Source organism: Amycolatopsis sp. NPDC005232, assembly GCF_040607795.1.
Taxonomy (GTDB): domain Bacteria; phylum Actinomycetota; class Actinomycetes; order Mycobacteriales; family Pseudonocardiaceae; genus Amycolatopsis.
On sequence record NZ_JBEXHL010000022.1, the window covers coordinates 140,360 to 154,253 of the forward strand.

Below are 13,894 nucleotides of genomic sequence, written 5' to 3' on the forward strand. Positions count from 1 at the left end.
ATCACTCGTTTCGGGTGAGGAACCGCCGGTGGTCCGGTGGCACAGTACCGAGTTTCGCGTCTGGTCCGGCAACGCGACATCGACCACCGCACCCATCCCACCGAGGAGACGCATGCCTGTCACGACTGAAGGAGCAGCGCACGATCAAGCGATCCGGCCGTTCACGGTCGAGACGCCCGATGCGGATCTTGATGATCTGCGTGCGCGCATTCTGGCCACTCGCTGGCCGGAAAAGGAACCCGTCTCGGACATCTCGCAGGGCGTGCCGCTCGAGACGATGCAGGCGCTCGCCCGCTATTGGGCGACGGAGTACGACTGGCGCAGATGCGAGGAGAGACTGAAGGCGCTACCGCACTTCATCACCGAGATCGACGGCCTCGACATCCACTTCATCCACGTTCGCTCGAAACACGAAGACGCGTTGCCGCTCCTCGTCGCGCACGGATGGCCCGGCTCGGTCATCGAGCAGCTGAAGATCATCGATCCGCTCACCAACCCCACTGCCCACGGCGCGAGCGAAGCGGACGCATTCCACCTGGTGATCCCGTCGATGCCCGGCTACGGGTTCTCGGGCAAGCCGGCCGTCACCGGTTGGGGCCCCGAGCACATCGCGCGCGCCTGGGCGCAGCTGATGAAGCGCCTGGGCTACGAGCGCTACGTCGCCTCGGGCGGCGACTGGGGCGGGCAGATCGTCGATCTGATGGGTGCACAGGCACCAGGAGGCCTGATCGGCATCCACACCAACTTCCCCGGCGCCGTTCGACCCGACGTCGCCCAGGCTGTGCAGTCCGGCGGCCCGGCACCGCCCGATCTGTCCGACGAGGGAACCCGCCTCTACGAAAAGTTGAAGGACTTCTTCGCGACCGATGTGGCCTACGCCCTCGAGATGGGGACCCACCCGCAGACGCTCTACGGGATCGCCGATTCACCCGTCGGCCTCGCCGCCTGGATGCTCGACCACGACTCGGCCAGTCTGGCGCTGATCGCCCGCGTCTTCGACGGGCAGGCCGAGGGCCTGACCCGAGACGACGTGCTCGACAACATCACCCACTACTGGTTGACGAACACGGGGGTTTCCTCAGGACGTCTCTACCGGGAGAACAAGCTCGGCTTCTTCGACCCGAAGGGCGTCTCGGTTCCGGTGGCGGTGAGCGTTTTCCCGGACGAGCTCTATCAGGTGCCGCGGAGCTGGGCGGAGGAGGCCTATCCCCGCCTCGTCCACTACAACCGCCTCGACAAGGGCGGGCACTTCGCCGCCTGGGAGCAGCCGAAGCTGTTCGCCTCCGAAGTCCGCGCCGGATTGCGTTCGGTTCGCTAGATGTCGGTATCCGCACGCGTGCAGATGCCCGCGCTCGGCGGGGCCGAGTGGCTCAATTCCGGGTCACTCGGCCCCGCCGAGCTGGAGGGCCACGTCGTCGTCGTCAACTTCTGGACGCTGACCTGCATCAACTGGCTGCGCCAGGACCCCTACGTCCGCGCTTGGTCGCGGGCCTATCGGGACGACGGGTTGGTCGTCGTCGGAGTCCACACGCCGGAGTTCTCGTTCGAGCACAAGATCGACCGCGTGCGGCAGGCGACGATGGAACGAGGAATCGACTACCCGGTCACGGTCGACAACGACTACGCCATCTGGAGCGCCTTCGACAACCACTACTGGCCGGCGCTCTACTTCGTGGACGCCGACGGCGTCATCCGCGACCACCACTTCGGTGAAGGACGCTACGAGCAGTCGGAGCGCGTCATCCAGCGGCTGCTCGGTGTCGAGCGCGAGCTCGTCTCCGTCGCCGGGCGCGGCGTGGAGGCCGAGGCCGACTGGGAGCACCTGCGGACGTCCGAGACGTATCTCGGCTACGGGCGTGGTGAGCACTTCGCGTCGCCGGGCCGCGTCGGGTTCGACGAACGCCGCACCTACGGGCTCCCACCGCGCCTGCACCTCGGCAACTGGGCCCTCACCGGCGATTGGACGATCGGGCCCGAAAACGTCGTGCTCGACCGAGCCGGCGGGAGCATCTCCTACCGGTTCCACGCGCGGGACGCGCATGTCGTGCTGTCTCGCGGTGCGGGAGAGCCGGTTCTCTTCCGCGTGTTCCTCGACGGCGCGGCTCCGGGCCCGGCACACGGTGTGGACGTCGACGAGGACGGGAACGGCCTGCTCAGGGACGCTCGCCTCTACCAGCTCGTGCGCCAGCACGACGAGGTCCGCGAGCGGACGCTGGAGATCACCTTCCTCGAACCTGGCGCCCAGGCGTACGTGTTCACGTTCGGCTAGCCCCGTCGCCGTCCGGAACCGGGTGCGGCTCAGACGGCGAGCGTGAGCAGCGTCGCCGCCACCGCCACTTCGACTCCGGCGCCGAGGACGTCACCGGTGATTCCGCCGAGGCGCCGGACGCACCGGGTCAGCAAGGCGGCCGCGACGAGGTACCCGGCGCCGACCGCGGCCGCCCCTTGCCACCATGGCAAGCCGGGCGCCAGCGCGGCCAGCGCGGCGGCCACCAGACCGACGGCCACCGCGACCACCCGCGGTACGGACCCCGCCACCGTCGCACCGAGCCCCTCCGGCCGGGCGGACGGCACGCCGCGCGCGCACGACATCGACAGCGTGCACCGGCCCGCCAGCACGGCGACCACGGCGGCCACGACGCCGTGGTCCGCCGACACGGCGCCGGTCAAAGCACCGACCTGCACCAGGAGCACGAAGACGAGCGTCGCCACCCCGGTCGGGCCCGAGTCGCCGCGGCGCATGACGTCGAGGGCTTTGGTGCGGTCGTACGACGCGCCGAGCCCGTCCGCGGTATCGGCCAGCCCGTCGAGGTGCAGACCGCGGCTGCCCAGCGCCACCACGCCCAGCGCGAGGGCGGCGACGGCGAGCGCGGGCAGTCCCACGGCCACGCCGCCGGCCACGACCAGGCCCGCGGCCGCCGCGAGGGGGACCGCCGCGACCGGGCCCAGCACCATCGCCGCCCCGGCCACCCCTCGATCGATGACGCGCGGGGCCGGCACGGGCACGGTGGTCAGTGTGCCGACGGCCAGCCGTAGCGCGTCGCCGAGCTTCACCGGCGCCCCACTCGCAGCCCTCCGGAATCGAGGCACCTGACAGCGGCCGCCGGCCGCCTCGCCGCGCCTCGCCGCGTCGCGGCAGGCCACCCGAATCCGTCGAGCCGTGCTCCGGTGGCCCTCACATCCTCGCGGGCAGCCTTCACGCGAGGTCCGCCAGCAACCCCATGTCCGCGATGATCGCCCGCGCCGCACGCAGCGTCGGAACGGCCTGGACGGCGCCGCTGCCCTCGCCGAGGCGCAGGCCCAGGTCGAGGATCGGCGTGAGCCCGAGCGCCTTCAACGCGAACGCCTGCGAAGGCTCCGTCGAGCGGTGCCCCGCGAGCCACCACTGCTCGGCACCCGGCGCGATGTCCCGGGCGACCAGGGCGGCCGCGCCGGAGAAGATGCCGTCGAGCAGCACGGGGATGCCCCGCACCGCGGCCTCCACGAGGAACCCCGCGGTGGCCGCGACGCAGGCGCTGCCCAACGCCGTCAGCCGCTCGAACGGATCGGCCACCCGTCCCGCGGCGCGCTGCACCGCGGCCTCGACCACGGCCGTCTTCGCGTCCAAAGCCGCCCCGGACACGCCGGTGCCTGTGCCGACGACCTCGGCCGCGGGCAGGCCCAGCGTGGCCGCGACCAGTGCCGCGCACATCGTGGTGTTGCCGATGCCCATGTCGCCCGGGATGAGCAGGTCCGCGTCCGCCTCCTCCGCCGCGATGGCGCGCCCCGCCTCGAACGCGGCGAGGGCCTCACCCGGGGCGAGCGCGTCCTCGACGTCGATGGCGCCCGAGCCGCGGCGGATCTTGTGCGCGGTCACGGAAGCCGGAACATCCGAAGCGTCCCAATCGACGGCGATGTCCGCCACGCGCACGCGAGCGCCGACCTGCGCGGCGAGCACCGTGACGCCACTGCGCCCGGCGAGGAACACCCGCACCATCGCCGCCGTGACCTCACGCGGGTAGGCCGACTGCGCCGACACCCCGTGATCGCCCGCGAAGACGACCACGCGCACGTCGTCCAGCGGGCGCGGCGGCACCACGCCGTGGGCGGCGCTGAGCCACGCGGCCAGTTCCTCGAGCCGGCCCAGCGCGCCGAGTGGCTTCACCAGGCCGTCGAGGCGCTCCTGCGCGGCGGCGCGGACGGCGGCGTCGGGCACGGGAATGTCGAAACGCGGCACGGCGGACTCCTTACGGCAGTTCGAGCACCCGCCCGGCGACGACCAGCAGACTCCGGTCGGACTCGGCGGACACCCGGTTGTTGAGTGCGCCCAGCACATCACGGAACAGCCGTCCGGACGACGTAGCGGGCACCACACCGCTGCCGACCTCGTTGCTCACGGCCACCACGGGCACGCGGGCCTGGGTCCACGCGGCCAGGAAGTCCTCGAGCCGGTCGTCGAGACGGCGCTCCCAGCCCGGCTTGCCCGACCACGCGCCGACCTCGTCGAGCACGCGCGAGAGCCACGTGCCGAGGCAGTCGATGAGCAGCGGGCTCGTCGCCGAGCGCAGCACGGTCGCGAGGTCGGTGGTCTCCACCGTGGTCCAGTGGCGCGGGCGCCGGGCCTTGTGCGCGGCGACGCGGGCGGCCCACTCGGGGTCGTCGTCGCTCGGGGGGAGGCCGGGGGCCACGTACACGAGGTGCGTGTGGTGCGCGACGATCCGCTCCGCGTGCCTCGACTTCCCCGAGCGGACGCCGCCGAGGACCAGCACCTTGCCGTCGTCGCGTCCGTACCGGCGGAGGGTCCGCGCCAGGGTCTCGAGATACCCGGCGAGCCGGTGCGTCAGCTTGGTCATACCCGGCATTGTCGTGCACGCGCTACCGTTCGCCACGTGCCACTCCGACAAGCCGTCACAGCGGCCGGCCTGATCACCGGATATGCGGCCGACTCACTCTTCGGTGACCCCCGCCGCGGGCACCCGGTCGCGGTGTTCGGCAGCTGGGCCGGCGCGCTGGAGCGCCGCTGGTGGGCCGACTCGAAGCCGCGCGGAGCGGCGTACGCGGCGGTGTGCGCGGGAGCCGCGACGGGCCTGGGCGTGGCCGCTCAGCTGAGTACGCGCCGACGTCCCTTCGCGCGCTTCGCCCTCACCGCCACCGCGACGTGGGTCGTGCTCGGCGGCCGCGGGCTCGCGGCGGAGGGCCGCGAGATGGCGCGGCTGCTCGACGCCGGCGACGTCCCCGCCGCCCGCGCCCGCCTGTCGCATCTGTGCGCGCGCGACGCATCGGAGCTCGACGCTGCGGAGCTCACGCGCGCGGCTACCGAGTCGATCGCCGAGAACACGTCCGACGCCGTGGTCGCGCCGCTGCTGTGGGGCGCCGTCGCGGGCATTCCCGGCCTGCTCGGCTACCGCGCGCTCAACACGCTCGACGCGATGGTCGGCTACCGCTCGCCGCGGCACCGCAACTTCGGCTGGGCGGCGGCGCGCCTCGACGACGTCGTCAACCTCGTCCCGTCGCGGGCCGGCGCCGTGCTCACCGCGGTGTCCGCGCCGCTCGCGGGTGGGCAGACCCGGGCGTCGTGGCGGGCATGGCGGCGCTACGGCTCGCATCACCCGAGCCCCAACGCCGGCCAGGTCGAGGCCGCGTTCGCCGGCGCACTCGGCCTGCGTCTCGGCGGCACCAACAGCTACGGCGGCGAGGTGGAGGACCGCGGCACGCTCGGTGACGGCCGCGCGCCGCAGCCCGTCGATCTGCGCCGCGCGGTGCGGTTGTCACGCGTGGTCGGCGCGGCCGCGGCGCTGGCGGCCGCAGCGGTGGCGGTGGCGCGATGAGCGGGCTGCTGGTCGCCGGCACGACGTCCGACGCCGGGAAGAGCTTGGTCACGGCCGGGATCTGCCGCTGGCTGGCACGCCGCGGTGTGCGGGTGGCGCCGTTCAAGTCGCAGAACATGTCGAACAACTCGATGGTCTGCGCCGACGGTGCCGAGATCGGCCGCGCGCAGTGGCTGCAGGCCCGCGCCGCGCGCGTCGAGCCCGAAGCGGCGATGAACCCCGTGCTGCTCAAGCCGGGCAGCGACCGGCGCAGTCACGTGATCGCGCTCGGGAAACCGTTCGGCACGCTGGATGCCGGCGAGTACGCGACCGGCCGCGCGGGGCTGGCGGAGATCGCGTTCGGCGCTTTCGAGGACCTGAGCTCCCGCTTCGACGTAGTCGTGTGCGAGGGGGCGGGCAGTCCTGCGGAGATCAACCTGCGCGGCGGCGACTACGTGAACCTGGGTTTGGCGCGGCGGTTCTCACTGCCGGTGGTCGTGGTCGGCGACATCGACCGCGGCGGCGTGCTGGCGGCGATGTTCGGCACCCTCGCGCTGCTGTCACCGGAAGACCAGGCACTGGTCGCGGGCTGGGTGGTCAACAAGTTCCGCGGTGACGTCGGCCTGCTGCGCCCGGGGCTGAAGAGCCTCGAAGACGTGACCGGCCGGCCCGTGCTCGGAGTGCTGCCGTGGCTGGACCGCGTGTGGCTCGACTCCGAAGACGCGCTGGCCGCCGCGGGCTGGCGGCACGAGGCTCCGCGCGGCGGCGGGCTGCGCGTGGCCGTGGTGCGCTTCCCGCGCGCCTCGAACGCCACCGACGTCGACGCGCTGGCCGCCGAACCCGGGTTGACGGTGAGCCTCACGGCCGACCCGGACACCGTGGCCGCCGCGGATCTCGTGGTGCTGCCCGGTTCCCGCGCCACTGTGGACGATCTGCGCTGGCTGCGTGAGCGCGGCCTCGCCGACGCGGTGACCGCCCGCGCCGCCGCCGGCCGTCCCGTGCTCGGCATCTGCGGCGGCTATCAGATGCTCGCCACCACCATCCACGACGACGTCGAATCGCGCGCCGGCACGGTCGACGGCCTCGGCCTCCTGCCCACCGACGTGACGTTCGCGGGGGAGAAGGTGCTCGGCCGTCCAGTCGGCGAGTGGCGCGGCCACCGCGTCCACGCCTATGAAATCCACCACGGCACGGCATCGGGCACCGCCGAAGAGTCCTTTTTGGACGGATTTCGCGTCGGGTCCGTGTGGGGCACGACCTGGCACGGCGCCTTCGAAAACGACGGCTTCCGCCGCGCCTGGCTCATGGAGGTGGCGGCGCAGTCCGGCGTCGACTGGACCCCGGCCCCGGACGCGCCGGGTTTCGCGGCCTTGCGTGAGGACATGCTGGAGCGCCTGGCCGACGCCGTTGAGTCCGAAGTGGACACCCGACAGCTGTTGCGGCTGCTGGAAAACGGTGCGCCGGACGGGTTACCATTCGTTCCGCCCGGTGCGCCGTGATCCGCTAGTGCGCCACCGGGGCGGTCAGCGCGCCGTTCTCGGACTCGAAGGTGCAGACCGCCGAGTGCCGGTGGTGCTGCCACGTCCCTTCATCCGGGTAGTACACGGCCATGACCAGGTCCGAAGGCGGCGTGGTGGTCGCGAAGAAGTTCCTCTGCTCGGCCTCGCAGTACTGACGGGCCTGTGCCGACAGCGTCGCGTCGCCGGGGTAGGCGTCCGTGTCGTCGCCCGGCAGCATGACCAGCCCGTAGATCTCGGAGTGGTGCGGCTTGTCGCACGGGACCTTTTCGATGTTGCTGGTCTGTTCGTCGTAGGTGGTGAAGCACTGGCCCTTCTGCGCCGCGAAGACGCTCTTGCCCGCGACGGCCGCGGCGGCGTTGTCGGCGGCGGGCGCGAAGCCACCGGTCGCGACGCCGATCGCGATGGCCGCGGCGATGAGGAGCACCCACGCGCCGCTGATGGACAGCCCCGCGATCGCCAGCCCGCGGCCACGCTGGCCCTTGCGCCGGATCTGGACCAACGCGAGGATCCCGAAGATCACGCTCAGCCACAGGGTGGCCGGCAGGAACGCCAGGACCAGCGAGGTGATGGCGAAGCCGTTGGTGTTGCCGGTCGCCCGTGGCGGCGGTGGCGGCAGTGGCGCGTCCTGGTAACTCGGCCCCGTCGGCTTGGGCGGCAGGACAGATTCGGACATGAGGGGTCCCCTGAACTTTCTCTGTGGAATCCCCCGACCCGACGAAGATCCTAACCGGCGCGAGACCGCCTGCGCGACAACAATTCAGACAAGACCAGCATCGTGGATGAGGATGGCCACCTGGGTGCGGTTCGAGGCCTCCACTTTGGACATGATGCGGCCCAGATGGACCTTCACGGTGGCCTCGCTGACGCCGAGGTGGGTGGCGATCACCGCATTGCTCCAGCCCTCCGCCACGGCCACCGCGACCTCCCGCTCGCGCGACGTCAGCGACGTCAGCCGCGCCTTCGCGCTCTCCGTGGCCCCGCCTGAGGCGAACTCGCCGAGCAGGCGCCGCGTGACGGCCGGCGACAGCATCGCCTCGCCGCGGCGCACCACGTGCACGGCGCTCACCAGGTCGCGCGGCGGCGTGTCCTTGAGCAGGAACCCGGTGGCGCCGCGGCGCAACGCGGTGTGCACGTACTCGTCGAGGTCGAACGTGGTCAACACGACCACCGCCGGAGCCTCGGGCAGCGCCGTGACCACGCGGGTCACCTCGAGGCCGTCGACGCCGGGCATCTGGATGTCGGTGAGCACGACGTCGGGCTGATGCCGCGCGACGAGTTCGGCGACGCCCGTGCCGTCGCCCGCCTCCGCGACCACGCGGATCTCCGGGTCCGACTCGAGGATCATCCGGATGCCGCTGCGCACGAGCACCTCGTCGTCCAGCAGCACGACCTTGATCACCGCAGCGTCCTCCTCATCTCACGCACCGCCGGCGAGCGGGAACACCGCGCGCACCACGTAGTCACCCGAGCCGTCGGGGCCGACGCGCAGCGCGCCGCCGGCCAACGTCACGCGCTCGCGCATGCCGATCACGCCGTAGCCCGCGCCGGGCAGGCCCGCCGACGCGCCGAGGGCGTTGGCCACCTCGACGACGAGCTTGCCGCTGTCGAGGGACAGCCGGACGCGGATCGGCGCGCCCGGTGCGTGTTTCGCCGCGTTGGTCAGGGCTTCCTGCACGATCCGGTACGCCGCCCGGCCCACCATTTCCGGCACCTGCGGCAGCGGATCGGGCACCTCGGCGTCGACGTTCGCGCCGGCCGCGGCGAGGTCGCCGGCCAGCTGCGCGACGCCGTCGAGCGTCGGGCTCGGCAGCGCCTTCGGTTCGTTCTCCTCCTCGCGCAGCACGCGCAGGATGTCGCGCAGCTCGGTGAGCGCGGCGGCGCTCGACTCGCGGATCACCTCGGCCAGCCGGGCGGTCTCGTCGTTGGGCGCGCGCACGGACAACGCGCCCGCCTGCAGCGCGACGATGCTCACGCGGTGGGCCACCACGTCGTGCATCTCGCGCGCGATCCGCCGGCGCTCGGCCGTCACGGCGCGTTCGGCGAGCAGGTCGCGAGTGCGTTCGGCCTGGTCCGCGCGGTCGTGCAGGGCGTCGACCAGCACGGCGCGCTGGTGCATCCACAGGCCCGCGAGCAGGGGCAGGATCAGCATCAGGGCCGCGACGAAGCCGACGATCTCCCAGGCCTGCAGGTCGTCGGGCCGGTAGGTGACGAACGTGATCACCAAATCCGCGGCTACCGCGACCGCCGTCGGCCACTTCGGTCCGCGCTGGGCCGCGACGGTGTAGAGCGAGAAGATCGTGGCGAGCTGCGCCGTCGGCTCGAACCACGCCAGCACCGCCATCGCGAGCATCGTGACCAGCGGGAACCGGCGACGCAGCAGCAACAGCACCAGCACGGCCACGATCGTGAGCTGCCACAGCGCGGGCCGGTTCACGCCGTTGAGCGCCTCCAGCGTGAGCACGCCAGCGACCGCGATCGCCAGGCAGGCGTCGAGCAGCAGCAGTCGCACGGCGATCACCGTACGACTTTCCGGTTAGCCCGTTCGAGCTGCCTGGCTGATGTGCGCACGGCGGCGGCCTCGGCAAGGTGGGGCGCATGGTGAAAACGATCGTGAAAACCGCAGCGGTGGCAGGGCTCGCCGCGGTGCTGGCCGCCGGCACCGCGACCGCCGCCACGGCTGATCCCGCGTCTCCCGGCGCGCTGAGCGCGGGCGAGCGGCTGTTCCCCGGGCTCGGCAACGGCGGCTACGACGCCCGCGACTACGACGTCTCCCTCGACTACCGGCCGGGCGTGACCACGATGGACGCGGCGGTGACGATGCGCGCCGTCGCCACGCAGTCGCTGTCGTCCTTCGGGCTCGACTCGGCCGTGGGCGAGATCCGGACGGTCGAGGTCGACGGCACGGCCGCGAAGTTCGTGGTGCAGGGCGAAAAGCTGGTGGTCACGCCCGCGCGGGCGCTGCGCAAGGGCGTGCCGTTCACCGTGCGGATCGGCTACATCGCGGACCGCGCGAAGAGCCCGGCCTCGCCCACGGTGAAGTTCCCGCTGCCGCCCGACCTCGCCGAGGCCGTGGGCGTCTGGCAGAACACCCCGGACGGCTTCGCGGTGATGGGGCAGACCGACCGTGAGCACGCGGTGTTCCCGTCCGACGACGTGCCGGGCGACCCGGCCACCTACACCCTGCGGATCACGACGCCGGCCGACGTCCAGGGCGTCGGCAGCGGCACGCTCGTCGGGAAGCACCGTGCGGGCGACCGGGTGACCTCGGTGTTCCGCGTCGACCGGCCCACGGCCACCGACGTCGTGCAGCTCGCGGCCGGCCACTTCACCGAGGTCGACCAGGTGGGCCCGCACGGCCTGCCGGTGCGCAGCTACGTGACGACGGCGGCGAAACCGGCCGCGCTCGACACCGCGCGCAAGACCCCGGAGATCATCGCGTGGCTGGAGCAGCGCCTGGGCCGCCCGTACCCGTACGCGAGCGCCGGCACCCTCGGCGTCAACCGCCTCTACGGTGGCGGCGTCGCGCTGGAGACCGCGGCGATGCCGACCTACAGCGCCCTGGCCCTCGAAAACCCCGGCGAGGTCTCGACCATGGCGCACGAGCTCACGCACGAGTACTTCGGCGACGCTGTGCCGGTGCGCCACTGGGACGACATGTGGCTCAGCGAAGGCCACGCCACCTTCTACCAGGACCTCTACGACTCCGAGCACGGCGGGAAGCCGTTCGACGAGACGGCGAAGTCCGGCTACGCGCAGAACAACGAGATCCTGAAGCAGAACGGCCCGGTCGCCCGGCAGACCTACGCGGCGGGTGTCATGTTCGGCACCGACCTCGGCGGCAAGCTCACGCTGTACGCGCTGCGCTGCCTCGTCGGCCCGGCGACCTTCGACCGCATCGAACGCACCTTCTTCGACGAGTTCCAAGGCCGTCCGGCCGCGACGCAGGACTACGTCGCCGTGGCCGAACGCGTCTCCGGCCGCGACCTGGGCGCGTTCTTCCACGACTGGCTGTACGGCTCCACCACCCCGGCGATGCCGGACCACCCTGACTGGAAGGCATGAGATGACCGGCGACCGCGAGATCGCGCCGGCTCCTCGGCGATCTCGCCGCCTCGGCGGAGCCGAGGCAAAAGACACTGGAAGGCGTGAGATGACCGGCGACCTGGATTGGTGAGGCTCAGACGGCTGCCGCGACGGCCTTCTGGGAGGACTTCAGTACCTTCTCCGCGAAGAAGCCGAAGAACAGGCCGAGCGTGAGCCACAGCGTCACCTGCGTGCCGATGGACGCGGTACGGAAGCTCCACAGCGTGGACGCCGGGAACGTCGGCGGCACCTCGTCGATCACCGGCATGAGCCACGCGACCACGGCCATCACCACGACGTAACCGGCGCAGGCCAGCAGGCCGCCGCGCCACGCGCCGAGGCGGTCGGCGAGCTTGCGGCCGAACACCGTGGCGAGGATGCCCGCGAGCAGCGAGACGGCGACGAAGCCGAAGTACAGCTCGGTACGTTCCCCAATGGTGCCCGGCTGGCCCACCGCCGGCGGGTTGGCCGGGTACTTGAGGAACGGCACGAAGAACACCACGCCGAACGCGCCCGCGGTGAGCAACGCCGTGGTCAGGCGGGGGCGCAGTGACCCGATGCGGCCGTAGACGAACGCGAAGGCCAGCGAGAACAGCCCGCCGATCGCGACGCCGTAGACGAGCACGCCGGTCAGCAGGCCGACGGTGCTCTGGATGTCGCGCGGCACCAGCTCTTCTTCGGGCTCGTCGGCCGGCTGCGCAGCCTCGCCGGTGCCTTGGCCGGCGGCCGGGTCGTGGGTGTGGGAATGCGCGGCGGAGCCGGCCTCCTCGATGCCGATGGCGCTGTTGACCGACGGCTCGCCGAACAGGTAGGCGAAGACGAACGCGAGCACGCCGGCGATCAGGCCCGCGAGCATGCCGCGGACCAGCAAGGACCTCATCATGGTGGTTCGCCCGCCTCAGTGGCAGGGGAACGCGAGCAGGTGCCTGCCGTCGTGCACGAACTCGTGCACGTACATGTTGGCGAACACCGCGGTGGCGCCCTGTTCGGCGCTCACGAAGTAGAGGGCGATGAGGGCGAGCAGGCCCACCAGCACTGCCCACGGAACGATCTGGCGGACGGGGATCCGGACGGGGATCGGTGTGGCGACGGCGGGTGCTGCGGGGGTGGACACTGTGCCTCCTCGGGCTTTTCGCGGCCTCATCGGGAGCGGTACGACGGGTCCGGGTCTGGCTTCCCCTCGAGGTTTGTCGAGGGGTCACAGTGGCGCGACCGCGCGGATTCTCACCGCGTTCCGGAACTCGTCGTCTGGCTGACCGAGCGTAGGTTGCTGTGCTACCGCCCGTCAATGTCACATCGATGTGAGGTGCCCGATGTGAGAATCACGGTATGGCTGAATTGGTGGCGGCATTGGATGTGGGCGGCACGACCGTGAAGGCGGCCCTGCTCGACGGGGAACTCAACGTGCTCGCGACGACCCGGGTGCCCACGGCGAAGAGCGCGGACGGCACGGCGCTGGCCGAGCAGGTGGCCGACGTCGTCTCCTCGCTAGCGGAGCAGGCCGGTACGGGTTCGCCGGGTGCGGTCGGCGTCGTGGTGCCGGGCATCGTCGACGAACAGGCGCGCGTCGCCCGGTTCTCGGCCAACCTCGACTGGCGCGACGTGCCGTTCGGCGACCTGCTGGAGAACCGGCTGGGGCTGCCGGTGGCGTTCGGCCACGACGTGAGCGCCGGCGGGCTGGCGGAGTTCCGCGTGGGCGCGGGAAAAGGCTGCACCGACGCGGCGTTCATCGCCGTGGGCACCGGGATCGCGGCCGCGATGCTGCTCGACGGGCGCCTCTACCGGGCCCACGGGCTGGCCGGCGAGGTCGGCCACATCGACGTGGGGCACCGCATCGTCTGCGGCTGCGGCGCCACAGGCTGTCTCGAGGCGATCTCGTCGGCGTCGGCCATCGCGCGCCGCTACACCGAACGGACCGGCCGCCCGGCCGACGGCGCGCAGCCCGTGGTCGACGCCGCGCGCCACGGCGACGAAGCCGCGGTCGCCGTCGTCTCCGACGCGCTCGACGGCCTCGGCCACGGCTTGCGGACGCTGCTGACGTTGCTGGCCCCGGAGGTGATCGTGCTGGGCGGCGGGCTGTTCACCGCGGCCGACTACGTGCTCGACCCGGTGCGCGACTACTTGGCTTCGGCGCTGACTTTCCAGCGGATGCCGGAGCTTCGGCCGGCCTCGCTGGGCGACGAAGCCGGGCGGCTCGGTGCGGGGTTGCTGGCGCTGGATCTGTTGCGTGGCAGGTGATTTCGCGGGCGGGCTTCCCGGCGAGGGGCTCGGCGTGGTTCAGGCGGGCGCACACGTTTGCGCGGCTTGTCCACAGGCTGACCGAGTTGTGGACAGCTCGGCCCGTTTTCGGCTTGGCCACGGGTTTTGTCGGGGGTGGCCGATAGACTGGAGTCGGGACGCCCCCCTTGGGAGGGCAGGGTTCCGGCAAAGTCGTTGGTGTTTTAGGGGTGGATGCCGAGCAGGGTGAGTGGTCGGGTGGTGTCTCGGGTCATGTGGCGTAGTCCG

The 13,894-nt window shown here is 72.0% G+C and carries 14 protein-coding genes; 6 read left to right on the top strand and 8 right to left on the bottom strand.

The window, feature by feature from the left end; genetic code table 11:
* Positions 1 to 28 precede the first annotated feature (28 nt).
* Entirely contained in the window at positions 29 to 1,318 is a 1,290-nt protein-coding gene (locus tag ABZU76_RS34260; RefSeq protein ID WP_354876970.1) for an epoxide hydrolase family protein, read from the top strand.
* Entirely contained in the window at positions 1,319 to 2,269 is a 951-nt protein-coding gene (locus tag ABZU76_RS34265; protein WP_354876973.1) for a redoxin family protein, read from the top strand.
* Between the two features lie 29 nt (positions 2,270 to 2,298).
* On the opposite strand, the gene ABZU76_RS34270 is transcribed toward ABZU76_RS34265, so the two are convergent.
* From ABZU76_RS34270 to ABZU76_RS34280, 3 genes are all read right to left on the bottom strand, one after another.
* On the bottom strand, positions 2,299 to 3,054 hold the full coding sequence (locus tag ABZU76_RS34270; RefSeq protein WP_354876976.1) for an adenosylcobinamide-GDP ribazoletransferase: 756 nt from the start codon (positions 3,052 to 3,054) through the stop codon (positions 2,299 to 2,301).
* Positions 3,055 to 3,196: 142 nt separating this feature from the next.
* Positions 3,197 to 4,216: a nicotinate-nucleotide--dimethylbenzimidazole phosphoribosyltransferase gene (cobT, locus tag ABZU76_RS34275; protein WP_255638320.1), complete on the bottom strand. Its 1,020-nt coding sequence runs from the start codon at positions 4,214 to 4,216 to the stop codon at positions 3,197 to 3,199.
* Between the two features lie 10 nt (positions 4,217 to 4,226).
* Complete coding sequence (locus tag ABZU76_RS34280) at positions 4,227 to 4,832, bottom strand: bifunctional adenosylcobinamide kinase/adenosylcobinamide-phosphate guanylyltransferase (RefSeq protein ID WP_354876980.1); 606 nt, start codon at positions 4,830 to 4,832, stop codon at positions 4,227 to 4,229.
* Positions 4,833 to 4,868: 36 nt separating this feature from the next.
* Here ABZU76_RS34280 and ABZU76_RS34285 point away from each other — a divergent pair, with 36 nt between their 5' ends.
* Together ABZU76_RS34285 and ABZU76_RS34290 are read left to right on the top strand one after the other, a co-directional pair.
* Entirely contained in the window at positions 4,869 to 5,807 is a 939-nt protein-coding gene (locus ABZU76_RS34285) for a cobalamin biosynthesis protein (RefSeq protein WP_354876983.1), read from the top strand.
* On the top strand, positions 5,804 to 7,285 hold the full coding sequence (locus ABZU76_RS34290; protein WP_354876986.1) for a cobyric acid synthase: 1,482 nt from the start codon (positions 5,804 to 5,806) through the stop codon (positions 7,283 to 7,285). Before ABZU76_RS34285 ends, ABZU76_RS34290 begins: the two co-directional genes overlap by 4 nt.
* Before the next feature lie 4 nt (positions 7,286 to 7,289).
* On the opposite strand, the gene ABZU76_RS34295 is transcribed toward ABZU76_RS34290, so the two are convergent.
* The 3 genes from ABZU76_RS34295 to ABZU76_RS34305 form a co-directional block, all read right to left on the bottom strand.
* The gene (locus ABZU76_RS34295; RefSeq protein WP_354876989.1) at positions 7,290 to 7,979 is read right to left on the bottom strand and encodes a septum formation family protein; all 690 of its coding nucleotides are present in this window, start codon (positions 7,977 to 7,979) and stop codon (positions 7,290 to 7,292) included.
* Positions 7,980 to 8,063: 84 nt separating this feature from the next.
* Entirely contained in the window at positions 8,064 to 8,705 is a 642-nt protein-coding gene (locus ABZU76_RS34300) for a response regulator transcription factor (RefSeq protein ID WP_354876992.1), read from the bottom strand.
* Positions 8,706 to 8,723: 18 nt separating this feature from the next.
* Complete coding sequence (locus ABZU76_RS34305) at positions 8,724 to 9,824, bottom strand: histidine kinase (protein ID WP_354876995.1); 1,101 nt, start codon at positions 9,822 to 9,824, stop codon at positions 8,724 to 8,726.
* Between the two features lie 77 nt (positions 9,825 to 9,901).
* On the opposite strand from ABZU76_RS34305, the gene ABZU76_RS34310 reads away from it, so the two are divergent.
* On the top strand, positions 9,902 to 11,368 hold the full coding sequence (locus ABZU76_RS34310) for a M1 family metallopeptidase (RefSeq protein ID WP_354876998.1): 1,467 nt from the start codon (positions 9,902 to 9,904) through the stop codon (positions 11,366 to 11,368).
* A gap of 115 nt (positions 11,369 to 11,483) precedes the next feature.
* Here the strand turns inward: ABZU76_RS34310 and ABZU76_RS34315 are convergent, their stop codons facing one another.
* Entirely contained in the window at positions 11,484 to 12,272 is a 789-nt protein-coding gene (locus ABZU76_RS34315) for a CbtA family protein (RefSeq protein ID WP_354877001.1), read from the bottom strand.
* 15 nt (positions 12,273 to 12,287) lie between these two features.
* The gene (locus tag ABZU76_RS34320; RefSeq protein ID WP_354877004.1) at positions 12,288 to 12,503 is read right to left on the bottom strand and encodes a CbtB-domain containing protein; all 216 of its coding nucleotides are present in this window, start codon (positions 12,501 to 12,503) and stop codon (positions 12,288 to 12,290) included.
* 215 nt (positions 12,504 to 12,718) lie between these two features.
* Here ABZU76_RS34320 and ABZU76_RS34325 point away from each other — a divergent pair, with 215 nt between their 5' ends.
* Positions 12,719 to 13,627: an ROK family protein gene (locus ABZU76_RS34325; protein ID WP_354877007.1), complete on the top strand. Its 909-nt coding sequence runs from the start codon at positions 12,719 to 12,721 to the stop codon at positions 13,625 to 13,627.
* Positions 13,628 to 13,894: the final 267 nt, after the last annotated feature.